The organism is Reyranella sp. (assembly GCF_052439685.1).
Taxonomy (GTDB): domain Bacteria; phylum Pseudomonadota; class Alphaproteobacteria; order Reyranellales; family Reyranellaceae; genus Reyranella.
Genome location: NZ_JBQVQG010000006.1, coordinates 215,810 through 239,430 on the forward strand (window position 1 = coordinate 215,810; position 23,621 = coordinate 239,430).

A 23,621-nucleotide genomic window follows, 5' to 3' on the forward strand; every position below is an offset into this window, starting at 1 on the left:
TGGACAGGGATTGCATCCAAGACCATGCTTCCCTCAATCAATACATAAGCAAGTACAGGGAGGAAGATGATGGGCGTACTGTCGATCCGTCTCGGCGTTGCTGGCGTAATCCTTGGTCTCAGTGCAACTTCGGCTCTTGCCGTGGATGGGCCAAAGGTCTCCTGGAACCTCTCGGTCTGGGGACCGCCCCGGGCGTTCACCGCCGGCATCGAGACCCTCGCCAATTATGTGAGCAAGGAAACCGACGGCAAGTTCACCATCAAGATTCACTACGGCGATGCGCTGTCGAAGGCATCGGACAACCTCGACAACATCAAGCTCGGCGCCTTCGAGATGGCGCAGATCTGCACCGGTTACCATCCGGGCAAGCATCTCGGCATCAACGCGCTCGACCTGCCCGGCCTGCCGCTGGCGGATCCCGAGGTCCATGCGATGGTGCATGACGTCTTCTACAAGAACCCCTACATCGTGAACGAGTTCAAGCGCTGGAACGCCATGGTGCTGATGTCGGTCCTGCAGCCGCAGTCGGAGTTCATGGGGACCGGCGATGCGCCGACCAAGATGGCCGACTTCAAGGGAATGCGCGTTCGCGCGCTGGGCGGTACGGGTGCCGCCATGAAGAATCTCGGCGCCGTGCCGACCTCGGTGCCCGCTCCGGAAGTCTACACGTCCATGGAGCGCGGCGTGTTCCGGGCCGCAGCATTCCCCTACACCTACGCCTTTGCATCGTACAAGATTGCCGACATTGCAAAGTGGTACACGACGAACCTGTCGCCAGGCGCGAACAACTGCCCGACCATCGTTGCGCTCGATGCGTTCGGCAAGCTGCCGCCTCAGTACAAGGAGCTGTTCGACAAGGCCCGGCCCCTCGCCTACGCCGCCCTCATCAAGGCGCATAGCGAGACCGACAAGAAGAACCTGGCCGAATGGGAGAAGAAGGGCCTCAAGGCGATCGTCTATTCGCCGGCGGAACTGAAGATCTTCCAGGAGGTCGGCGCCGCACCGGTCTGGAAGGCATGGGTTACGGAGAATGCCGCGAAGGGCGTGCCCGCGCAGGAACTGCTCGATCTCATCCTGAACGAAGCGCAGAAGGCCAAGGCCAAGCTCAAGAAGAGCTGACGCGGCAACCGACATGGCCACGATGGCCTCTCCCTCCGGACGGGCGATGGGCGGTGCGTTGCTCGATCGCCTCGACAGGGCCTTGCAGGTCGTCGAATTCGCGACGGCCGTGGTCGGAGGCGCCGTGATCTTCTGCGTGATGTGGGTCGGCGTCGCCGAGATGGTCATGCGCAAGGCGTTCAATGCGCCGCTCTATGGCCAGCTCGACCTCATCGAGCAGAGCATGGCGACCTACACCCTGCTCACGATCTCCTACTGCTACCGGAAAGCGGGCCACATCAGGGTCGACATCCTGGTCGGCCACTTCAAGGGACGCCGCAAATGGATTGCCGAGCTGATGGCGTCCATCGCGGCATTCGCCCTGGTCGTCCTGCTGCTGCCGGGTGTCCTGCATTTCTTCGAGAACGCCTATTACATCGGGGATTCCACGATCAACACCCAGTGGCCGACCTGGCCTTCGAAGCTGGTTCCCGTCATCGGCTTCAGCGTCCTCGCGTGCCGGATCGCGCTCGAAATCTGGGCCTATGTCCGGCTGGTCGCCGATCCGCTGGCCGAACCGATCGCCGTACCCGTCGCATCGCACCTGCCCGAGGACGCCTGATGGAGCCCATCACGATCGGCATCATCGGGATGATCGCCCTCACCGTCATGATCGTGGCCGGCATTCGCATCTTCGTGGCGGCCGGGCTCGTCGGCTTCTTCGGATTGTGGGCGCTGCGCGGCTTCGACAAAGCGGTCGGCATAGCCGGCCACATCCCCTACTCGGACACCACGAACTATGCGCTGTCGGTCCTGCCGCTTTTCATCCTGATCGGCCATCTCGCGCACCATGCCGGGATCGTGCAGGGCGCCTATCGTTGCGCACGCGCCTGGCTGGGATGGATGCCCGGCGGACTGGCGGTCGCGACGATCTTCGCCGCGGCGGGCTTCGCCGCGGTTTCGGGCGCCAGCACGGCGACAGCGGCCGTGTTCGCCCGCATCTCGATCCCCGAGCTGCTGCGCTACAAATATCAGCCCGGCATTGCCGCCGCGGTCGTCGCTGCGGGCGGAACCCTCGCGTCCCTGATCCCGCCGTCGGCGATCATGGTCGTCTACGGCATCATCACCGAGACCTCGATCGGCGGCCTGCTTCTGGCCGGCTTCATTCCCGGCGTCATCTCCGCCGCGCTGTACGCCTCGATCATCGTCGTACGCTTCAAGATCAATCCGGCGCTCGGCCAATCGGTGCACGGAATCCCGTGGCGCGAGCGCTTCGTGACGCTGCCCGACGCGTTGCCCATCGTGTTCGTGATCGGCGCGGTGATCGGCGGCATGTACACCGGCTGGGCCACCCCCACCGAGGTGGGAGCGCTGGGCGCCTTCATCGTCTTCGTCATGGCGCTTCTCAAGCGGTCGCTGACGGGCCGCGGCCTTCTCGACTCGCTGCTCGACACGGTCAAGCTCACGGTGATGATCTTCTCGATCATCTGGGGCGTGCTGATCTTCGTGCGCTTCCTCGCCTTCGCCGGCGTTTCCAGCGCCTTCTCGGACTGGATCGTCGCCATCGGCGTGTCGCCCTACCTCGTGCTGCTGTTCGTGATCGTGCTCTACACCGTGCTGGGCATGTTCATGGACGGGATCGGCATGCTGCTTCTCACGTTGCCGGTCATCTTCCCGGTCATGATGAAGCTGGACTTCGATCCGATCTGGTTCGGTATCATCGTCGTGAAGATGGTCGAAGTCGGTCTGCTGACGCCGCCGGTCGGTCTGAATTGCTACGTGGTGGGCGGCGTCCGGCCCGATATCCCGCTGCAGGCGATCTTCCGTAACGTCTGGCCGTTCGTGCTGATGGACTTCGCCTGCGTCGGACTGTTCACGCTCTTTCCCGGGATCGTAACCTTCCTTCCCAGGATGACGATGGGCGGGACGTGAAGCTGGCCCTCAAACCGTTTCAGTGCCCCGCAACGCCCGCACGACATAGTCGTTGAGGCGCCGAGCGAAGGCCGCCGGATCGGACGGGATCTCGCCGTCGAGGATGCAGGCCTCGTCGAGCAGCAGGTTCGCGAGGTCGTCGACGTCGCGCGTGCGGTCTTCCTTCTTCGCGGCGCCGAGCGCCTTGACCATCGCGTGCTTCATGTTGAGCTCGAGGATCGGCTTGGTGCCGCTGCCGCGGTTCTGGCGTTCGAGCAGCCGCTCCAGTTCGCGATCCCGGCCCTGCGCACTCGCCACCAGGCAGGAGGCGCTGTCGGTCAGGCGCGTCGAGGCCTTGACGTCCGCAACCTTGTCACCGAGCACCTGCTTGGCGGCTTCCAGCACGGCGGCATCGTCCTCGACGTCATCGGCACCGGCGTCCTTGGCCTTCTCCTCGTCGACGATGGGGATCAGGCCGAAATCGACCTCGCCCTGGCTCAGCGACTTCAGCGGCTTGCCCTCGAACTCCTGCGGCATGGTCGTCCAGAACGCGTCGACCGGGTCGGTCAGCAGCAGCACCTCGACGCCGCGCGCCTTCGCCGCCTCCAGCTTGGGGTTAGACTTCAGCCGGTCGAGACTGTCGCCCACCAGATAGTAGATCTCCGTCTGGTTGGGCTTCAGCTCGGCCACGTACTCCTTGATCGAACGCGGAGCATCGCCGGCGGTCGACGCGAAGCGCGCCAGGCCGAGCAGCTGGGCGCGGCGCTCCTGATCCTCGTACAGCCCCTCCTTGAGGATCGGGCCGAATGTCTCCCAGATCCTGCCATAGGCCTCGGCGTCCTTGGTGGCGGTGCTTTCCAGCTCCGACAGGACGCGGCCGACCAGGCCCGAGCGAATCTGGCGGACCTGCGGATTGTTCTGCAGCATCTCGCGCGACAGGTTGAGCGGAAGATCCTCGCTGTCGACCACGCCGCGCACGAAACGCAGATAGGCCGGCAGCAGCTCGGCATCGTCGGTGATGTAGACCCGGCGGACGTAGAGCTTCACCCGCCCCTTGCGGGCCGGATCGGTGAGGTCGAACGGCGGCGTGCTGGGCACGAACAGCAGCACCGCATAGGACTGCCGCCCCTCGACCTTGTAGTGCAAGGTCAGCGCCGGCTCGTCGAAGGCCATGGCGAGCGAGCGATAGGCCTGCGTGTAGTCTTCCGCCGTCACTTCGGACTTCGAGCGCTGCCACAGTGCGCTGGCGGCGTTGACCTGACGGGCCTCGCCCTTGTCGTCGATCAGCTCGATCGGGAACAGCACGTGATCGGAATAGGTCCGCACGATGCGCTCGAGCTCATAAGGCTGGAGATAGCGCGCCGCGTCATCCTTGAGGTGCAGCATGATCTCCGTGCCGCGCGCGACACGGGCGGCCTGCTCTTCCGTGGAGGGCGCCACCTCGAAACCGGCGCCGCTCGCCGAGGTCCAGGTCCAGGCCTCGGCCGAACCGGCGCGGCGGCTCGTCACCTCGATGCGGTCGGCCACCATGAAGGCGGCGTAGAAGCCCACGCCGAACTGGCCGATCAGGCCGAGCCCGTCCTTGGCGTCCTTCAATCCCTTCAGGAACGCCTTGGTGCCGGAGCGCGCCAGGGTGCCGAGATTGTCGATCAGCTCCTGCCGGTCCATGCCGATGCCGTTGTCGGCAATGGTCAGCGTCTTGGCCGCCGCATCGGGCTTGATGCGGATCGCCAGGCGCTCGTCGCCAGCCAGCAGCTCCGGCCGGGCGATGGCCTCGTAGCGGACCTTGTCGCAGGCGTCGGAGGCGTTCGACACCAGCTCGCGCAGGAAGACGTCGGTCTCGGAATAGACCGAATGGATCATGAGGTTGAGGAGCTCGGCCACCTCGGCCTGGAACTGGTGCTTCTCCGGGCCGCCCTGGGCCGCCGAACCGTCTCCGTTCATTGCCTTGCAGTCCTCATGCTGGATTTTCCGGCGCTGGATATAGGAAAAACGATGCGGCCGGCAAGGGGCCGGGAAGGCGCGCGACGTCAGCGCTTCTGCTTGGCGCGTTCGATCGCTTCGACGATGAGCCGCTTGGCCTCGTCCACGTCGCCCCAGCCGAGCAGCTTCACCCATTTGCCCGGCTCGAGATCCTTGTAATGGATGAAGAAGTGCTCGATCTGCTGGCGGGTGATCTCGGGCAGGTCGGTGTAGGTCTTCACGTGCACATAGCGCTTGGTCAGCTTGGGCGAGGGCACGGCGATGATCTTCTCGTCGCCGCCGCCATCGTCCTCCATGCGCAGGACGCCGATCGGGCGCACGTTGATAACGGCGCCGGGAATGATCGGGCGGGTGTTGGCGACCAGCACGTCGATCGGGTCGCCGTCGTCCGAAAGCGTGTGCGGCACGAACCCGTAGTTTCCGGGGTAGCGCATGGGCGTGTACAGGAAGCGGTCGACCACGAGGGTGCCGGCTTCCTTGTCCATCTCGTACTTGATCGGCTCGCCGCCGATCGGCACTTCGATGATGGCGTTCACGTCTTCGGGCGGCTGGTGGCCGATGGCAATCGCTTCGAGTTTCATGGCGCGATACTTACCGGAGCCGCACCAAACATCCAAAAAAGAATCCGGCGTCCCTTGCGGGCCGCCGGTTCCTTTTTGTCGCAGAGGCCGCGTCAGTCGTCGGCATAGATGTCGCGATTCTTGGTCTCCGGCATGAAGAGCAGGCCGATCACCAGGGTCATGCCGGCCACCACGATGGGGTACCAGAGGCCCGAGTAGATGTTGCCGGTCGCCGCCACGATGGCGAAGGCGGTCGGCGGCAGGAAGCCGCCGAACCAGCCGTTGCCGATATGGTACGGCAGCGACATGCCGGAGTAGCGGATACGGGTCGGGAAGAGCTCGACCAGCAGGGCCGCGATTGGGCCGTAGACCATCGTCACGTAGATCACGAGGATCGTCAGGATGACGATGACCATGGTCATATTGATCTGGTTCTTGTCGGCCGAGGCCGGATAGCCGGCGGCGCGGATGGCCGCGGTCGCCTCGGCGTTGAAAGCCCGCTCCTTGGCGGCGCCCTCGGCACCCGCCTTCGTCTTGTCGAAGGAGGTGATGACCTTGTCGCCGATCTTGATCTGCGCCGGCGTACCAGCCGGAGCGGATTGATTGCCGTAGTTTACCGAGTTGCGCGCGAGGAACGACTTGGCGATGTCGCACGAGCTGGTGAACGACGCTGTACCCGTAGGATTGAACTGGAACGAGCACTCGTTCGGATCGGCGATCACGGTGACCGGAGACTTCTCGATCGCCGCATTGAGCGCCGGGTTCACCGCATTGGTGAGCGCGTGGAACAGCGGGAAGTAGGTCACCATGGCCAGCGCGCAGCCCGCCAGGATGATCGGCTTGCGACCGATCTTGTCCGACAGCCAGCCGAAGAAGATGAAGAACGGCGTGCCGATGGCCAGGGCCACCGCGATCACGATGTTCGAGGTCGTGCCGTCGAGCTTCAGCGTCTGGGTGAGGAAGAACAGGGCGTAGAACTGGCCCGTGTACCAGACGGCCGCCTGGCCGGCGGTGCCGCCGAACAGCGCGATGAGCGCGATCTTGGCGTTCTTCCAGACGCCGAACGCCTCGCGCAGCGGGGTCTTGGAGCCCTTGCCCTCGGCCTTCATGCGCTGGAACGCCGGCGATTCCTGAAGCTGCAGCCGGATCCAGATCGACACCGCCAGCAGCAGGATCGAGACGAGGAACGGCACGCGCCAGCCCCAGGCCGCGAACTGCTCGGGCGTCAGCGACAGGCGAAGCGCCAGGATGACGAGCAGCGAGAGGAACAGGCCGACGGTCGCCGTCGTCTGAATCCACGAGGTGTAGAAGCCGCGACGATTCTGCGGCGCATGCTCGGCCACATAAGTCGCCGCGCCGCCATACTCGCCGCCAAGCGCCAGACCCTGCAGCAGGCGGCAGGCGATGAACAGGATCGGCGCCGCGATGCCGATCGAGGCGTAGCCGGGCAGCAGACCGACCACGAAGGTCGCGAGACCCATCAGGGTCATCGTGACGAGGAAGGTGTATTTGCGGCCGATCAGGTCACCGAGACTGCCGAAGAACAGCGCGCCGAACGGACGAACCGCGAAGCCGGCCGCGAAGCCCAGCAGGGTGAAGATGAAGGCGGCGGTCGGGTTGACGCCGGTGAAGAAGTTCGCCGCGATGTTCGCGGCCAGCGAGCCCGCGAGATAGAAGTCGTACCATTCGAAGACGGTGCCGACCGAGGAGGCGATGATCACCTTCCTCTCCTCGCGCGTCATCGGACGCGAATGGTCGTCTACTCTGCCTGCTACGGCCATGTGCGTTTCTCCCAATGCGGGTTTCCTGATACGGACCCCTTCTTGATTCTTGTGTAAATCGCACGTCCCGTGTGCTGCAATTCGACCAAGGTCCAAGGGCGCGTAGAGTGCACCGCAGCATTTTCTACCGTTTCGCAACAAAGATAGAATCGATGTCCGGGGAAACGCTCTCCTTCCTGATCGCCGACGACCATCCCATGGTCCGCGACGCGCTGGCCTCGGCGCTGGCCCAGTCGTTTGCCGGTGCGCGGTTCGAGATGGCCGGCACGCTCGACCAGGCGAAGGCGGTGCTGGACCGGGAGAGCGAGCCCGACGCGGTCCTGCTCGACCTCGACATGCCGGGCATGGACGGGCTCACCGGCCTCGCCCGCCTGCGCGCCGAACATCCCACCGCGCCGATCGTCGTCGTCTCCGCCGCGCGTGACGCCTCGGTGGTGCGCCGCGCCTACGAGTTCGGTGCCTCGGCCTATATCGACAAGTCCGCACCGCTCGAGGAGATCGCCGCCATCGTGCGCGCCGTGCTCGACGGCGAGATCTTCACGCCCCCCGACGCCGTGCCCGGCGACAGCTTCGCCCAGCGCGCGGCCCAGCTCACGCCTCAGCAGTGGCGCGTGCTCGCGCTCATGATCCACGGCGACCAGAACAAGCAGATCGCCCACAAGCTCGGAGTCGGTGAAGCCACCGTGAAGGCGCATGTGACGGTGATCCTGCGCAAGCTCGGCGTACGCTCTCGAACCCAGGCCGTCATCGAGGCCCGTGGGCTGGCGCTGCCGATCCCGGAGACGATCAGACCGTAATCCGTCCTGCCGCCGCGCTGCGCAATCTGAGCAGCGCGCGCAGGGATGCCGGCTTGACCGGCTTGTGCAGCAGTTCAACCTGCAGCGCCCGCGTCCTCGGACGCAGCGTGGGATCGCGGTCGGCGGTTACCAGGGCCGCCGGCACGATCCGTCCCCAGGCGGCGCGCATCGAGACCACGGCCTCGAGACCGTCGGCGCCCTCATCGAGATGGAGGTCGGCCAGCACGAGGTCCGGCAGACGGCCGGCGCGGGCCACGGCCTCGAGCGCCTCGCTCGCGCTGGCCGCCGTCGCGACCTTGCAGCCCCAGCCGCCGAGCAGCGCCGCCATCGCCTCGCGCACGCGCGATTCGTTGTCGAGGCAGAGCACGAAGCTCTCGGCCTCGATCGAGGGCATCGGCTGCGGCGCCGGCGCGGCACTGGGCGCGGCCGCCACCGCGGCCACCCTCGGCACGGTGACCGAGAAGGTCGAGCCTCGCCCCGGCGCCGAGGCAAGGCCCACCGGAAGATCGAGCATGCGCGCGATGCGGTCGACGATGGCGAGGCCGAGGCCCAGCCCCCGCTCCTCCCTCAGCCCTTCATCCTCGGGCTGCAGCCGTACGAACTCGTCGAAGATCACCACCTGCTTGTCGGGAGGGATGCCCGGCCCGTTGTCACGCACTTCGATGCGCAATGAATCGCCTGTTCGGCGGCAGCCCAGCAGCACCCGCGCCGGCCTTCCCTCGCTGCGGCCGTAGCGCAACGCGTTCGAGAGGAGGTTCTGCAGGATTCGGCGCAGGAACGCCGGATCGGTGTCGACGAAGGCGCCCGTCGGCGCGACGGCGAGCTCGACGCCATGCCGGGCGGCCGTCGGGGCGAAGGCGGTGGCCAGCGAGTCGAACAGCGGCTGCAGCGCGAAGGGCCGCTTCTCGGGCTTGAAGGCGCCGGCGTCGAGCTTGGAGATGTCGAGCAGCGCGTCGAGCAGCGATTCGACGGCGCCAAGGCTCGCATCGATCTTGCCGCCGAGATCGTTGCGCGGATCGCGGTCAATCATCGCCGCCGTGAACAGGCGCGCCGCATGCAGCGGCTGCAACAGGTCGTGGCTCGCCGCCGCGATGAAGCGCGTCTTGCCGAGATTGGCCGCCTCCGCCTCGGCGCGGCTCGCCTCCAGTTCGGCCGTGCGCTCGGCGACGCGCTGCTCCAGCGTCTCCGCCGCGCGGCGCAGCTGGCCGTCGCTGTCGCGCAGAGCCTCGGCGGTACGCACCCGCGCCGTCACGTCGTTGCAGGTGGCGACGAACCCATCCTCCGGCAGCGGATCGAGGCGCAGCTCGATCACCCGGCCGTCGCGCGTGGCGATCTCGTGCGTCTGTGGCGAGTCGGGCCGGCGCAGCAGCTCGACGACATCGGCGGTGGCGCCGAACTCGCGCGGTGCAGCGCCGACCGCCACGGCATCGTCGTCGAGCGCCAGCAGCGACGTGAAGCGGTCGTTGAAGATCTCCAGCCGCCCCTCGCGGTCGAAGGCGGCGATGCCCATGCCGACATGATCGAGCGTATTGCGCAGGATCTCGTAATTGTAGCGGATCGCCTCGGACGCCTCGTCGATGATGGCACGGGCGCTGCGCGTCAGCAGCCGGCCGCGCCGCACCGAGGCCGCCACGATGACGCGCGCGGAGGCCGCACCCAGGGTGCCGGACAGCATGCGCTCGGTACGGGCGAGCGCGGTCTCCATCGACAGCTCGCCCGACAGGAGGCGGGCCGCCCGCTCCACACCGACGAAGCGCGCCAGCAGCTGGCGCAACTCCTCGATGCGGGCGGCGTCGGCCGGCGTGCGGCGCGACGGCGGTGCGGGTTCGGCGCCCAGCACGAAGGCATCCGCCTGCTCGCGGTCGCGGCCCACCGGCCGCACCAGCAGGGAGACGCCGACCAGCAGCGAAGTGTTGACGGCAATACAGACCAGGAAGCCCTGCAACACCGGATCGAGGGTCGCCAGGGACTCCGGAAGCCACGGCATGAAGGGCGCCGCCGGCGATTCGCTCGCTCCCAGCCCCTGGCGCAGGGTCGGCAGTAGCAGCGCGTAGAGCCAGACGACGAAGCCGCCGACCAGGCCTGCGACCACGCCGAACCGGTGGGCGCGCTGCCAGTAGAGGCCGAGCACGAGGCCGGGCGCGAAGTTGGCGACGGCGCAGAAGGAGATCAGGCCGATCGAGGCGAGCGGCAGATAGCCCGAGATGATGCGCTCGTAGGCGTAGCCCGCCATCAGGATCAGCACGACGGCGGCGCGGCGCACCAGCAGCACCAGCGGACCCATGTCGCGCACCACGCCGGCCTGCCGGCGCAGCAGGTAGGGCATCAGCAGCTCGTTGCCGATCATGCCCGACAGCGCCATGCAGGCCACGATCACCATCGAGGTCGCGGCGGAGAGACCGCCGATGAACACGAAGGCCGAGAGCCAGCTCTCACCGCCGATCAGCGGCAGCTGCAGCACGTAGAGGTCGGGGCTGACATTCGGCCCGAGCAGCAGCAGGCCGGCCGCCGCGATCGGGATGACGAACAGGTTGATGAGTACGAGATAGGCCGGGAACAGCCAGCGCGCCGTCCGCAGGCTGGCGGGATGGTCGTGCTCGACCACGGCGACGTGGAACTGGCGCGGCAGGCAGAGGAAGGCCATGCCCGAGAGCAGCGACATCACCACCCAGGTGAGCGGCGAGGCCTCGCGCGTCAGCCGCTCCGCCACCGCCGGCACCTCGGCCAGGCGCCCCACCATGTCGGCCGGCCCGTCGAACAGGAACCAGACGACGAAGGGACCGACCGCCAGCAGCGCCAGCAGCTTCACTACCGATTCGAAAGCGATGGCCAGCATCATGCCGCGATGCTGCTCGGAGGCCTGCACGTTGCGCACGCCGAACAGGATAGTGAACAGCGCCATCAGCGCCGCCACGATCAGCGACGTGTCGGCATGCACGACGCCGGGCGCCCCGCCGCTCCACGGCAGGGGTGCGGCGATGGTGCGGAACGACGAGGACACGGCCTGCAGCTGCAGCGCGATGTAGGGCAGCACGCCCACTGTGGCGAACAAGGTAGCAGTGACGCCGACGGCGCGGCTCTTGCCGTAGCGCGAAGCCAGGAAATCGGCGATCGAGGTGACGTTGTGCTGCTTGGCCAGCCTCACCATCTTGGCGACCACCGGATAGCCCAGGGTCACCACCAGGACCGGCCCGGTATAGATCAGGACGAAGTCGATGCCCGAGGTCGCCGCCCGCCCGACCGCGCCGTAGAACGTCCAGGAGGTGCAGTAGATGGCCAGCGACAGGCCATAGACCACCGGCGCCACCGAGTTCTTTGACCAGTCACGCGCATAGCGGTCGCCGAAATACGCCACGGCGAAGAGCAGCCCCAGATAGGCCAGCGACAGGGCCAGGACAGCCGGTTCGACCAGCATGCGTGCGCGTTTCTCCCCGCCGTCATTGAACCGTGTTGGCCGGGCGCGGACAAGCGGCGCGGCGCACCAGGCCGACGACGCTAGCGTTGTCTGACTGGACCGAACAACTTCAACCGACTTTTTGCGCCGTTGACGATCGAGGCCACCAGCGGCTCGGGGAACTCCCTGGGCATTGCCGACTGCGCCCTGTCGAAGGCCGCTTCCGCGGTCTGCGCGACCTCGTCGAGGACGGCGAGCGCGGTGGCCTGCGGAATGTCGCACAGCTTGGCGGTCTGCAGGAAATGGCGCGGCGTGATCTCGTCGAGGCGATAGTGGCGGTTGCTTCCCACCGCCATCGCAAGCTTCATCTGCGTGCGGCGAAGCTGGCCCGCATCGAAGGTCGGCTGCACCGAAAGGACGTCATAGATCGGGGCAAGGGCGAACCGTCCGCCGGGCGCGAGGCGGATGCTGAAGTTCTTTGCGTGTCCGTCCGTTGCCGCGAGCAGCCAGAACAGGAGCTGTGTCTTGAAGAAGCGCCGCAGGTCGAGGTCGGGCGTGTCACTCCCTTTCAGCAGGCGCGCGATGGCGACCATGCCGGGTCCGCCGCTCTGCTCGTACTTCAGGCTGGGAGGAACCGACAGGGCCTGGCAGCAATCCTCCTGAGGCACCCGCAGCAGACGCCTGTCCCGGGTCCACAGGCGATCGAAGCGCTCGACGACCAGGGTGCGCCGTCCCTCGAAATCGGCGATCTGCGAGTGCGCTACGGGAAGGCCGAACGCCTCCATCAGCCGGAGGCAGAAATGCTCGTTCTCGACGCTATCCGACAGGTCGAGACCCTGCGGCAGCGCGCCGATCTGGGGCTTGAGAATGTGCGTCGTCGGCGTGGTGCCATGAGGCACGTGCCAATGCTTCTTCCAGAACAGGAGCGCGGTTTTCTCCTGCACCCCGGCCAACGAGATCCGCAGGTCGCCGGCTTCGTCGATGCCCAGCGGGTTGCGCGCGAGGTTGCCGAGCAGGTCCGCGATGTCGGCATCGCTGATGCGCCGCGCGTCCAGACGGTCGGGAGGAGCCGCCTCCTCGCCCTCGGCGAGGAACTGCAGGGCACCGACACAATCGCGGCCTATGGCGCCGAGCAGGCTGAAGAAATCGGATCCCTGTGCCCGCGTGCGCTCGGCGACGCGGCGGCGAATGTCCTCATCGTCGGGAAGAAGATTGTCGAAGAACGCGACGACGGGAGTGCCGGCATAGCGACGTTCGCTCAACGGCAGGGACAGCGACACCGGAATGGCATTGTTCCAGCCGAGCCACTCATCTGCGTATTTGAAGTCGATGGCGCCGCCCGGTTCGCGGCGCAGCTGTCCAACGCGCTTTCCGTTCAGAAAGACGTCGAGCGGTGGCGTGGCGCGGGAACGAGCCATCAGAACAGCGCCTCGAGCTCCTCCAGGCGGCTCGTGGTACGGGGTCGAACCACCAGCTCAAGCCCCAGCGCCGCCAGTGAATTCATCAAGGTCTGGAGCTGCGTGGCCGGCTCTCCCTTCTCCAACTTGGAGACGGTCGCCTGACGGGCGTTCATGCGGGCGCCCAGCTCGCCTTGCGTGAGCTTCTGCTCCTTGCGACGGCGCTGAACGGCGATCCCGAGCTGCTTTGGATCCCTGGCGATGATTTCCATGACGACATCATACGCGAACGCGTATTCACACGCAATATACGGTATCGCGTATCTAAATCATCAATACGCAATCGCGTATGAAATGGCAATTCCGCGGGTGGGCGGGTTTCCCCGGGCGTCATTGAACCGTCCGGACGGGGCCGCTAAAAGCTCGCCCCATGGCATCCTACCAGTACATCTACGTGATGAAGGGTCTGAACAAGACCTTTCCCGGCGGCAAGCAGGTCCTGAAGGACATCTGGCTCTCGTTCCTGCCCGGCGCCAAGATCGGCGTGCTCGGCCTCAACGGCTCGGGCAAGTCGACCCTGCTCAAGATCATGGCCGGGCGCGACGACAGTTATACCGGCGAGGCTTGGGCGGCCGAGGGCGTGAAGGTCGGCCTGCTGGAGCAGGAACCCGGCCTCGACCCCTCCAAGGACGTGCTGGGCAACGTCATGGACGGCGCCGGCGAGATGGCCAGGATGCTGGCGCGCTTCGAGGAGGTGTCCAACGCCTTCTCCGACCCCGACGCTGACATGGACAAGCTGATCGCCGAGCAGGGCGAACTGCAGGAGAAGATCGACGCCGGCAACGGCTGGGACCTCGGCCGCACCGTCGAGATCGCCATGGACGCGCTGCGCTGCCCGCCGTCGGACGCCAACGTCGAGAAGCTCTCGGGCGGCGAGAAGCGCCGCGTGGCGCTGTGCCGCCTGCTGCTCTCCAAGCCCGACATGCTGCTGCTCGACGAGCCGACCAACCATCTCGACGCCGAGTCGGTGGCCTGGCTGGAGCGCCATCTCGCGGAGTTCCCCGGCACCGTCGTGGCCGTCACCCACGATCGTTACTTCCTCGACAACGTCGCCGGCTGGATCCTCGAACTCGATCGCGGCGCCGGCATCCCGTGGGAAGGCAACTACTCGTCCTGGCTGAAGCAGAAGGACAAGCGCCTCGAGCTGGAAGAGAAGACCGCCGACGCCCGCCGCCGCACCATGCAGCGCGAGCTCGAATGGATGGGCACCAGCCCGTCGGCCCGCCGCTCCAAGAGCAAGGCGCGAATCGCGGCCTACGAGCAGATGGTCGAGGAGGACAGCCAGCAGACGCTCGACCGCGCGCAGATCGTCATTCCCGCCGGCCCGCGACTGGGCGACCACATCATCCGCGCCGAGGGCATCTCCAAGGGCTTCGGCGACCGGCTGCTGATCGACAACCTCACCTTCAGCCTGCCGCCGGGTGGCATCGTGGGCGTCATCGGCCCCAACGGCGCCGGCAAGACCACGCTGTTCAAGATGATCACCGGCCAGGACAAGCCCGACACCGGCACCTTCTCCGTCGGCCCGACGGTGAAGCTGGGCTATGTCGACCAGAGCCGCGAGACGCTCGATCCCAACAAGAGCGTGTGGGAGGAGCTTTCGGGCGGCCTCGACATCATCAAGCTCGGCACCAAGGAAGTGTCCAGCCGCGCCTATTGCGGCTCGTTCAACTTCAAGGGCGCCGACCAGCAGAAGAAGGTCGGCCAGCTCTCGGGCGGCGAACGCAACCGCGTCAACCTCGCCAAGATGCTGAAGAGCGGCGCCAACGTGCTGCTGCTCGACGAGCCGACCAACGATCTCGACGTCGACACGCTGCGCGCGCTCGAAGAAGCACTGCTCGAGTTCGCCGGCTGCGCCGTCGTGATCTCGCATGATCGCTGGTTCCTCGACCGCACCGCCACCCACATGCTGGCCTTCGAGGGCGACAGCCATGTCGAGTGGTTCGAGGGCAACTACCAGGACTACGAACTCGACAAGCATCGGCGGATGGGCACCGACGCCGACCAGCCGCACCGCATCAAGTACAAGCCGCTGGTCCGCTAGGCCGGCGGACACGGGAACGGCAGCGCGGCATGAACCCGATCGACGAGGTCCAGTGGGGCCACGACTGGGTTTGGGGCGTGCCCCTGGTCGCGTTGACCTGCGTGATCCACATTCTCTGCCTGGCGGTCTTCTCTACCCGGGTCGACCACCTCCTCGACACGATGCGGGACCGCGGCCGCCACGTCACCCTCATCTTCTCCCTGGTGATGGTGATGGCGGTGACCCTGGTGACGACGCTGCACATCCTCGAAGGCGGCATCTGGGCGGTGGCCTTCCGCTATCTCGGCGCCATCCCCGACAACCGCTCGGCCATGCTCTATTCGCTGGGCGCGCTGACCACCTACGGCGACACGACCATCCACCTCGCCCACCAGTGGAAGATGCTGGGCGCGCTGGAAGCGGTGAACGGCATGCTGCTGTTCGGCCTGACGACGGCGTTTCTCTTTGCGATGATCCAGAGGGTGCTGCCGACGGCGAAGCGCTGACGGACTAATAAGGGTCCCTCACTTCGTTCGGGATGACACCGTTGTTGGAATTCGCGCCGTGCGCCGATTCAAAAAGTGATGTCATCCCGAGCGCAGCGAGGGACCTTTCGCTTCAGGCCGCTTCCCGCCGGCAGAGGCATGACGCCCGCACCGGAAACTCCGTTCGCGCCGAGGCCAGATCCAGACGCGCCTTGATCAGCGGCGCCTCGACCTTCTCGCCACGGCGGACCAGACACTCGTGCAGGCCGTGCAGGCTCCAGACATTCTCGGGATGCCAGCAGGCGCGGTTGGTCGTGCCGTCGAAGCCGAGATCGGCGCGGTAGACCGCTTCGGCCTCGGCGAGATGGCCCTGCTCCAGCAAGAGCGCGCCCAGCGCGTGGCGCGTCGGCTGCATCCAGCCCCACGGCTCGTCGTAGGGCAGCGAATCGTCGAGTTCGACGGCGCGGCGAAGATGGGCGAAGGCGAGATCGAAGTTGCCGCGGCGATATTCCAGCTCGCCGGTCAGCATCTCCTCGGCGATGGCCAGCAGGTCGACCATCGTGTTGTTGTGCAGGCGCCGGCTCTCGGGCACGCGCGCCTTGGCGGCGCGGAAGGCGGCGCGCGCCTGCTCGGCCTGCTCGATCTCGCCCAGCACCGAATGCGCCACGCCCTTGGCATAGAGCGTCATCGCCGTGGTCGAGCAGTAGAGGTCGGGATCCTTGGGCAGCTCCTGCGCGATGATCTCGCGCCACTTGCCGAAGCGCACCAGCACGTGCTGCTTCATCGAGAGATAGCCTTCGACGAAGTCGGCCATCGGCGGCGACGGGATGCGCAGGAGTTCTTCGGGCGTGGTGTCGATCAGCTCCTGCGCGGCGGTGATCGCCGGCGTGTACTGGCCGAGGAACATGGCGCCGTAGACGATGAAATGATGATCGTGGCTGCGATACATCGAATAGACGTTGAGGGCGCCCTCGCGCGCCAGGTACTTGCGGTCGACCACGACGGCCTTCTGGTTATAGACGACGACGTCGCGATAGTTGCCACACAGCACGTCGATATGGGTCGGCATGTGCACGAGATGGCCGGAGTCCGGCACCAGATCGCGCAGCCGGTCACCGGCGCGCAGGGCGCGCTGCGGGAACGGCGACATCTCCATCAGATGGACATAGAGGTGCAGCAGGCCGGGATGGTCCCAGCTCGCCGGCATGTCGCGGAAGGCGCTTTCCAGCACCTCGACCGCCTCCTCCGTGCCGGCGCCCGGCGTCGGCTGACCGGTCTTGAGGTCCCACATCTGCCACGGCGTCTCGTTCATGATCGCCTCGGCATAGACCGAGCGCAGGTCGAGATCGTGCGGATGGGCACGGAACAGTTTGCGCATCTCGACGGTGAAAGCCTTGTCCCAGGTGGTCTGGTCCTCGATCACCTCACGCTGCGGATAGCGCGCCGGCAGCGCGCGAATCAGCGCCTGCTCGATCGGCGAGGCGCCGGGTGCGGCGGCCAGCGCGCGCTGCATGGCGTCGTAGGAGGCTTCGAGCGCGCGCTTCTTGCCGGCCGGATCGTAGCGGTGCCAGGGGAGATTGTAGTTCGGCCCGGCGGCGTAGGAGATACCCCAATGCGCCATGGCGCATCCGGGATCGGTCTCCAGCGCCTTCTCGAAGCACTTGATCGCCTCGGCGTGGTTGAAGCCGTAGAGCCAGTTCAGGCCGCGATCGAACCAGAGCTGCGTCCGCGGCGACGAGGTGGTGACGGTCCGCTTGTAGGCGCCGAGATCGTAATAGTCGTCCATGGTCCATGTCCCCGCTGCGATCCGGAGCCATGGTGCCGCCCGGGCGGGGCGGTCGCAAGAACGGCCCCGAGCCGGGGGTCCGGACCGAAGGGGCGCGGTCCTCTCCCTCGGTCCCGACAATCCTGTCGTCAGGCCTTCCGTGGATGCTATTGCGAGTCACTCGCACTTCTGCAATGGTCCGGCCGATCAGTTGGCGGCCGCAGGCGCGGCTCAGGGAATTCGGTTCGTGCATTCCGAGCAGAGTCATCTTGGTCTTTTCCTGGACCACCGCACAGACTTGCTGGCCTATGCCCGCCGGATCGTGGGCGATCATGCGGATGCAGAGGACGTCGTTCAGGAAGCCTATCTGCGCTTCGCCGATGCTGCCAAAGGCAGATTGATCGACGAGCCGGTCAAGTACCTCTATCGCATCGTCCGAAACCTCGCGATCGATGGTCGCCGCCGGGTCGTCGTTCAGGCAGGTCGCTTCGTTGCAAATGGCGAACTGGCCATCCAGTCGGTTCCCGACAATCGCTCGCCGGAGGTTGCGGCGACCGGACGAGCCGACCTCCGCGCCCTGGAGGCGGCCATTGCCGATCTTCCGGAGCGCACACGGACGGCGCTCGAGATGCATCGGTTCGGCGGCTTTACCCTGAAGCAGATTGCCGAACGTCTCGGGATCTCGCTGGGCACGGCCCATACGCTTGTGATCGGAGGACTCGAACACTGCCGGGCAAAACTGCATCGTCCGCGGCCAAACTAGGCAGAACTGAAAATCCACGCGTTTGATTCGTCGGTTGGCTACGGGTGTACCGTCGTAGCCGCCGCGCCTCCGCCCGGAGCAGGCCGCAGTCCGGAGGATGGCAATGAACGAAGCTGGCGGTCCTGCGCTTCCGCAACCGCGCAAGGCCAGCGAATGGATGGTGGCGTTGCTGGAGATGCCGGACGACCCGGATCTTCGGCGCCGTTTCGAGGCCTGGCTGTCGGCGGATCCGGCACATGCCGTCGACTGGAACGAGGTCTCCACGACGATTACGGCTCTCGAAGACCTCCGGCAGGAGCGAAGCGATCGGACCAAGGCCGACGTTCCTCCGCCCGGACGTCGTGGACGATGGGCAGCGCTGGGCGTCATGACGGCCATGGCTGCCGCCATCGCGTTCGCAGCACCGGGACTCATGACGCGTATCCAGGCCGACCACTGGACCAGCGTGGCCGAACAACGGACTGTCACGCTGCCCGATGGCAGCAGCGTCCAGCTGGCACCGGAGACCGCCATCGACGTCGCCTTCGACCACCGGCATCGGCTCGTCCGGCTTCTGAAGGGCGAGGCCCTCTTCAACGTCCTGCACCAGTCGGAGCGCCCCTTCTCGGTCGAGGCCAACGGCGTCGAGGTCGTGGACATCGGCACCGCCTTCGACGTTCGCCGCAGGACCGGCGGCATGGACGTTGCGGTCCTGGAGGGCGTGATCGAAGTGACGTCCGCCAGCTCGACGCCGCCGGTTCGCGAGAGACTGCAGGCCGGCGACTGGATGCGCGCCGTGGCCGACAAACCGGCCGAACGCGGCCGCATGCCTGTCGAGGAAGTCGCCGCGTGGACCCGCAAGCGCCTCGTCGTGAAGAACCAGCCGGTGGCCGAGATCGTCGATGCGCTGCGGCCGTACTTCGACGGCTTCATCTTCGTGAGGGACGAGACCATTGCGCGCGAACGGCTTACCGGCGTGTATGACCTGTCGAATCCCGTCGAAGCCGTACACGCCATTGCGCGAGCACAAGGGGCGAGCGTCGTCCAGGTCTCGCCGTGGATCCTGATCCTTTCGAGCCGCTGAGCAAAGTCACGATTCTTTTCTGAAATGCCTGCCGTTCATTTCGTCTTCGTTTGCAAGAACTGATCTCGAGAAGCCTTCGGCCACTCGACAAAAGCGGAGATACGAATGGTCACGACGGCTTGGCGCGCGCGCAGACGCGCGTCGGCGATGAAGCTCGCAAAGGTCGCGGCATGTGTGGGCGCGATGCTCGGCGGTCCGATCTCCGGCGCGATGGCACAGGGCCAACCCGATGCCACGCTCATCGCCCAGGCGGCGCGTTCGTTCAGCATCCCGGCCCAGCCTCTGGCGGACGCCCTCACCCTGTTCGGTCAGCAGAGCGGCCTGCAGGTATCCGTGAGTGCCGCGCTGCTCGACAGGCGGACGACGCCGGGCGTGAGCGGAACGATGTCGCCCCAGGAAGCCCTGCGGCGCCTGCTTTCCGGCTCGGGCCTGGCCGGCAGCGTGAGTGCCGGCGGCATCGTGACCGTGGTTCCTGAACCCACGCCGGGATCCCCCAGCGGTGCGCTGGAGTTGCAGCCAGTCATGGTCGGCGCACAACTTGGACAGAACCTGCCGCCCGTATTCGCCGGAGGGCAGGTTGCTCGCGGCGGCAGCGTCGGACTGCTCGGCGACAAGGATTACATGGACACGCCGTTCAGCATTTCGAGCTATACGGCCAAGACCGTTCGCGACCAGCAGGCGCGCAGTGTCGCCGAAGTCCTGACCAACAACGATCCGTCGGTCCGCGCCGCGATCGGCATCGGCAACCGGTACGATGCGATGACCATTCGCGGCTTCCGCGTCGCCAACGGCGATATCGCGATCAACGGTCTTTATGGCCTCGTGCCGGAATTCCGCATCAATCCCGCACCGGCGGAGCGCATCGAACTCCTGAAAGGGCCGGCGGCCTTCCTGAATGGCATGGCACCGCAAGGCGGCGTCGGCGGTAACGTCAACATCGTCACCAAGCGCGCCGAGGACGAGCCCCTGACGCGTGCGGCGATCGACTACTTCTCCAACTCGACATTCTCCCTGGTCACCGACGTGGCCCGCCGCTTCGGCGACGACAAGCAATACGGAATACGGGTGAACGGCACGTTCACGGACGGCGACACCCCGATCGACCGGCAATGGGTGCGGAACGGGTCCCTGTCGCTGGGCTTCGACTATCGTGACCAGAACCTGCGGGTGTCCGCCGATGTGCTCTACCAAAACGACTATATGGCGGGAGCGGCTCGAGGCTACACTCCCATCACCGGCATCCAGGTCCCGGCGGCGCCCAACCCGCGAATCAATCTTGCCCAGTATTACGACTACGCACACCAGCAGAGCACGACGGGCATCGTACGCTTCGAGTACGACATCTCGCCGGCCACGGTGGCCTATGCAGCGTTCGGCGGGAACCTCTTCAACTACGACAAGCGCGAAGCACCGGGCGCCACTATCCTGAGCTACGCTGGCGCGGCGCGTTCGACCTCGACCTTCCAGGTCGGCCAGTCGAGCAACTTCACCGGCGAGGCGGGTTTCCGCACCCGGTTCACCACCGGTCCGATCAGCCACGAGGTCGCTGTGTCGGCGAGCCTGATGCGCCAGCAGTACTGGCTCGGCCAAACCAATAACGCCAGCTATCTCAGCAACATCTATGCGCCGACGTTGGGCGTGCCGCTCACCCAGACGGCCTACACCCCGTTTTCGCTGGCCAGCACCAATCTGCTGGGCAGCTTCGCCGTCGCCGATACGCTCCAGGCGATCGATGGCAAGGTTCAGCTCATCCTCGGCGGCCGCAGCCAGCAGATCGAGTCGGCAAGCTTTGCCGCAAGCGGCGCAACGACTTTCCGTTACACCGACTCGGCCCTCACCCCATCAGTCGCGCTGCTGGTCAAGCCGATCAAGGAACTGACCCTCTACGGCAGCTACATCCAGGGTTTGTCGCCGAGCTTCGCGCCGCCCCCCGGCGTCGCCAACCCGGGGCAGGTTTTCCCGCCGTTCCGGACCACGCAGTTCGAGATCGGCGCGAAGCTCGACTTCGGCACGTTCGGCGCGACGCTGGCGGCCTTCCAGATCAACCAGCCCAACGGCATCGTGAACCCGGTGACCAATGTCTACGGGATCAACGGCGAGCAGCGGAACCAGGGCATCGAGTTCAATATGTTCGGCCAGCTCTGGAACGACTTCCGCGTCCTCGGCGGCTTCGCGGTGCTCGATGCGCGACTGACCCAGACAGCGGGCGGCCGGTTCAATGGAAATTATGCCGTCGGCGCCCCTCCCTTCCAGGCCAATCTCGGTCTCGAATACGACCTGCCTTTCGTGCCGGGCCTCACCGCCATTGCCCGCGGCCTCTACACGAGCGCCTCTTACGTGAGTTCCGACAATACCCAGCAGGTTCCAGCCTGGGCCACGCTCGACATCGGTGCGCGCTATCGCACGACCGTCGCGAGGACGCCGATCGTGTTGCGGGCGAACGTGACGAACCTGCTCGACAGCAATTACTGGATCGCCAATCCGACGGGCTATGTCATCAGCGGCATGCCGCGTATGGCGTGGATCTCTCTTCAGGCGGATTTCTAGGCAAGTCGAACGGAAGCCGCAGCGTCAAGGTGCGAACCCAAACACCGCGGCTTTACCCCGTGGTGAAGCGATCAGCGGCAGGGCGGCGCGCCGGTCCCCTGCGTCCGCCACAGCTTCAGGCAGTCGCTGTCGTCCTTCATCACCAGCGGCACGAACAGCAGGGACTGCTGCCCGGCGATGAGCTGCTGCTGATTGATCCAGGTGCCCGGCGCCGGCACGCGCGTACGGTAGCGCACGACGCTCTCGCCGGCCGGGGCCGTCACGGTCGGCGTGTCGACGACCGGTTCCGGCCCGTAGATGCCGGCGGCCGTCGCATTGCCGACGCGGCGTCCGCCGCTGACCAGCCACAGCTGGTTCTGCTTGGCCGAGGCATAGGGGAAGAAATCGGCGCGGCCGGTCGGCGGGTCGTTGACCGCAAAGAGCTTGGCATCGATCTGCACTTTGAGCGGCTCCGGCCGTCCCGCCGGCACGGCCAGGATGTCGGTCCGCAACGCGCCGTAGAGACCGCCGAGTTCCGGCACGCGCAGCTCTTCGCCGGTCGCGAGACCGATGCGGCCGAGCGGCGTGTCGATCACGACCGGCTCCTCGCCCGCGCTCGCCCAGGCGGCGGTCTCAGCCGACAGGTGCGTGGCGCGATAGCGGCCGAGCACCGTTCCGGCCGGGCCGGCCAGCACGACCGTGTGAAAGACCTTGTCGCCGTCGCGCTCGGGATAGGAGCCGACCACGAAGCCGCCGCCCCCCTTGGCCGACGCCGACAGGGCCTGCTCGAAGGCGCCGCCGCGCGCTTCGGCCTTCGCCTTGATGTCGGCCGCGGAAAGCCCCGACGGCAGGGCGGAGAGCTCCGGCAGGACCAGCAGTTCGCCCGCTTCGGGACGGGCTGACGACAGCAGCGACGGTCCGTCGGGCCATTGCGCGGCCGACAGCGCGACGGCGCGCACCGACATCGTCGCGTTGCCGTCGGTCGGGCTGCGATGCAGCGCCAGCAACGGCACGTAGAGGTCCGGACGGCGGCGCGCCAGCCGGGCGGTGCGCTCGGCATCGGCTTCGGCCGGAACGATGCTCGTGGCAAAAACGCCGGCGAGGCCGGGCGGCAGGATCTCGGGCGGCACGACCGGCGCCTGCACCAGCTTCTCGCCCTTCGGCGACCAGATGCTCGAACCGCCGTTGTAATAGAGCTTGCCGCCGGTGACCGGGTTGGTCTCGATGCCGCTACGCGTGGCACCGACCACCCACACGCCGTTCTGCGCGCTGAGATACTGAACGTTGGACACGGTCGAATGATTACCCGTCGCCTCGGCCGGCGGCGTGCCAGGCATCACGCGATCCGACACCGAATGCCAGGCGATGATCTGGGCGCCGCGCAGCGCCGCGAGACGACCATACTGCCAGTAGGTATCGTCGTAGCAGATGAGCAGCGCGATGCGGCCGATCGGCGTCTCGAACACCTCGACGCCGGTCGTGCCGGGCGCGAAGACCTTCTGGTCCTGCGGGTTCAGCCCGTTCTTGCGATACTTGCCGACGATGCCGTTCGGCCCCAGCAGCACCGCGGTGTTGTAGGCGAGGCCGGTCGCGGCATCGCGCTCCGCGATCCCCACGCTCATGTACATACCGGTGCGCTGAAGCACGGGCAGCAGCGCGGCCGTGGCCTTGCCGGGAATCGTATCGAGGAAAGGTGCGAGTTGCTTCGGCCCACTGAACAGGTAGCCGCTGACGGCCGTCTCGGGGAACACTGCGTAGTTGACGTCCTGCCGGGCAACCTGCTCGGCTGCCTGGACGAGGCGCGCGACATTGCCGTCGAGGTCGCCCCAGGCCGGGACGAAATCCACCGCCGCCACCTTGATCGGCTTCTGCCCGACCGGCGCCTGCGCCGACGCGCCGGCCACAAGCGACAGCCAGCCGGCGATGCCGGCCAGAAGGGCCAGTCCCCACGATTTACATTTCATGTACGTTCCCCCCTGAATTTCTCCGCAACATATTGCACCGGCGGCGCAGCC

Annotated in this window: 17 protein-coding genes; 9 read left to right on the forward strand and 8 right to left on the reverse strand. The window is 66.4% G+C overall.

The features are described 5' to 3' along the window. Positions 1 to 141: 141 nt before the first annotated feature. The 3 genes from dctP to ACT6UX_RS11010 are packed head-to-tail and all read left to right on the forward strand — an operon-like array spanning position 142 to position 3,030. Complete coding sequence (dctP, locus tag ACT6UX_RS11000; RefSeq protein ID WP_444775192.1) at positions 142 to 1,119, forward strand: TRAP transporter substrate-binding protein DctP; 978 nt, start codon at positions 142 to 144, stop codon at positions 1,117 to 1,119. A gap of 13 nt (positions 1,120 to 1,132) precedes the next feature. Then, positions 1,133 to 1,720 carry a TRAP transporter small permease subunit gene (locus ACT6UX_RS11005; protein WP_444775193.1) on the forward strand — a complete coding sequence of 196 codons (588 nt, stop codon included), beginning with the start codon at positions 1,133 to 1,135 and terminating at the stop codon, positions 1,718 to 1,720. Further along, a complete protein-coding gene (locus ACT6UX_RS11010) occupies positions 1,720 to 3,030 on the forward strand; it encodes a TRAP transporter large permease (protein WP_444775194.1) in 1,311 nt (436 codons plus the stop codon). Before ACT6UX_RS11005 ends, ACT6UX_RS11010 begins: the two co-directional genes overlap by 1 nt. A gap of 9 nt (positions 3,031 to 3,039) precedes the next feature. Here ACT6UX_RS11010 and htpG read toward each other — a convergent pair whose 3' ends face one another. From htpG to ACT6UX_RS11025, 3 genes are all read right to left on the reverse strand, one after another. Beyond that, positions 3,040 to 4,953, reverse strand: coding sequence for a molecular chaperone HtpG (htpG, locus tag ACT6UX_RS11015; RefSeq protein ID WP_444775195.1), 1,914 nt, complete (start codon positions 4,951 to 4,953; stop codon positions 3,040 to 3,042). Between the two features lie 86 nt (positions 4,954 to 5,039). Beyond that, positions 5,040 to 5,573, reverse strand: a complete 534-nt coding sequence (ppa, locus tag ACT6UX_RS11020) for an inorganic diphosphatase (RefSeq protein WP_444775196.1) — start codon at positions 5,571 to 5,573, stop codon at positions 5,040 to 5,042. 92 nt (positions 5,574 to 5,665) lie between these two features. Continuing rightward, the gene (locus ACT6UX_RS11025) at positions 5,666 to 7,333 is read right to left on the reverse strand and encodes an MFS transporter (protein ID WP_444775197.1); all 1,668 of its coding nucleotides are present in this window, start codon (positions 7,331 to 7,333) and stop codon (positions 5,666 to 5,668) included. Positions 7,334 to 7,485: 152 nt separating this feature from the next. On the opposite strand from ACT6UX_RS11025, the gene ACT6UX_RS11030 reads away from it, so the two are divergent. Then, complete coding sequence (locus tag ACT6UX_RS11030) at positions 7,486 to 8,130, forward strand: response regulator transcription factor (protein WP_444775198.1); 645 nt, start codon at positions 7,486 to 7,488, stop codon at positions 8,128 to 8,130. On the opposite strand, the gene ACT6UX_RS11035 is transcribed toward ACT6UX_RS11030, so the two are convergent. The 3 genes from ACT6UX_RS11035 to ACT6UX_RS11045 all read right to left on the reverse strand — a co-directional run bounded on the left by ACT6UX_RS11035 (position 8,120) and on the right by ACT6UX_RS11045 (position 13,193). Next, on the reverse strand, positions 8,120 to 11,545 hold the full coding sequence (locus ACT6UX_RS11035; protein ID WP_444775199.1) for a NahK/ErcS family hybrid sensor histidine kinase/response regulator: 3,426 nt from the start codon (positions 11,543 to 11,545) through the stop codon (positions 8,120 to 8,122). The two genes, ACT6UX_RS11030 and ACT6UX_RS11035, sit on opposite strands and share 11 nt — an antisense overlap. A gap of 80 nt (positions 11,546 to 11,625) precedes the next feature. Then, positions 11,626 to 12,942, reverse strand: a complete 1,317-nt coding sequence (locus ACT6UX_RS11040; protein ID WP_444775200.1) for a type II toxin-antitoxin system HipA family toxin — start codon at positions 12,940 to 12,942, stop codon at positions 11,626 to 11,628. After that, a complete protein-coding gene (locus tag ACT6UX_RS11045) occupies positions 12,942 to 13,193 on the reverse strand; it encodes an XRE family transcriptional regulator (protein WP_444775201.1) in 252 nt (83 codons plus the stop codon). Before ACT6UX_RS11045 ends, ACT6UX_RS11040 begins: the two co-directional genes overlap by 1 nt. A gap of 158 nt (positions 13,194 to 13,351) precedes the next feature. Here ACT6UX_RS11045 and ettA point away from each other — a divergent pair, with 158 nt between their 5' ends. Both ettA and ACT6UX_RS11055 read left to right on the forward strand, forming a co-directional pair. Further along, positions 13,352 to 15,025 carry an energy-dependent translational throttle protein EttA gene (gene ettA, locus ACT6UX_RS11050; protein ID WP_444775202.1) on the forward strand — a complete coding sequence of 558 codons (1,674 nt, stop codon included), beginning with the start codon at positions 13,352 to 13,354 and terminating at the stop codon, positions 15,023 to 15,025. 29 nt (positions 15,026 to 15,054) lie between these two features. Next, positions 15,055 to 15,510, forward strand: coding sequence for a hypothetical protein (locus ACT6UX_RS11055; RefSeq protein WP_444775203.1), 456 nt, complete (start codon positions 15,055 to 15,057; stop codon positions 15,508 to 15,510). 112 nt (positions 15,511 to 15,622) lie between these two features. Here ACT6UX_RS11055 and ACT6UX_RS11060 read toward each other — a convergent pair whose 3' ends face one another. Beyond that, positions 15,623 to 17,275 carry a tetratricopeptide repeat protein gene (locus tag ACT6UX_RS11060; protein ID WP_444775204.1) on the reverse strand — a complete coding sequence of 551 codons (1,653 nt, stop codon included), beginning with the start codon at positions 17,273 to 17,275 and terminating at the stop codon, positions 15,623 to 15,625. A 226-nt stretch (positions 17,276 to 17,501) separates the two neighbouring features. On the opposite strand from ACT6UX_RS11060, the gene ACT6UX_RS11065 reads away from it, so the two are divergent. The 3 genes from ACT6UX_RS11065 (at position 17,502) to ACT6UX_RS11075 (ending at position 21,627) form a co-directional block, all read left to right on the forward strand. Next, on the forward strand, positions 17,502 to 18,017 hold the full coding sequence (locus ACT6UX_RS11065; protein WP_444775205.1) for a sigma-70 family RNA polymerase sigma factor: 516 nt from the start codon (positions 17,502 to 17,504) through the stop codon (positions 18,015 to 18,017). A gap of 103 nt (positions 18,018 to 18,120) precedes the next feature. Continuing rightward, positions 18,121 to 19,080 carry a FecR family protein gene (locus ACT6UX_RS11070; protein ID WP_444775206.1) on the forward strand — a complete coding sequence of 320 codons (960 nt, stop codon included), beginning with the start codon at positions 18,121 to 18,123 and terminating at the stop codon, positions 19,078 to 19,080. 105 nt (positions 19,081 to 19,185) lie between these two features. Next, positions 19,186 to 21,627: a TonB-dependent siderophore receptor gene (locus tag ACT6UX_RS11075; RefSeq protein ID WP_444775207.1), complete on the forward strand. Its 2,442-nt coding sequence runs from the start codon at positions 19,186 to 19,188 to the stop codon at positions 21,625 to 21,627. A 71-nt stretch (positions 21,628 to 21,698) separates the two neighbouring features. Here the strand turns inward: ACT6UX_RS11075 and ACT6UX_RS11080 are convergent, their stop codons facing one another. After that, positions 21,699 to 23,570, reverse strand: a complete 1,872-nt coding sequence (locus ACT6UX_RS11080; RefSeq protein WP_444775208.1) for a nitrilase-related carbon-nitrogen hydrolase — start codon at positions 23,568 to 23,570, stop codon at positions 21,699 to 21,701. Positions 23,571 to 23,621: the final 51 nt, after the last annotated feature.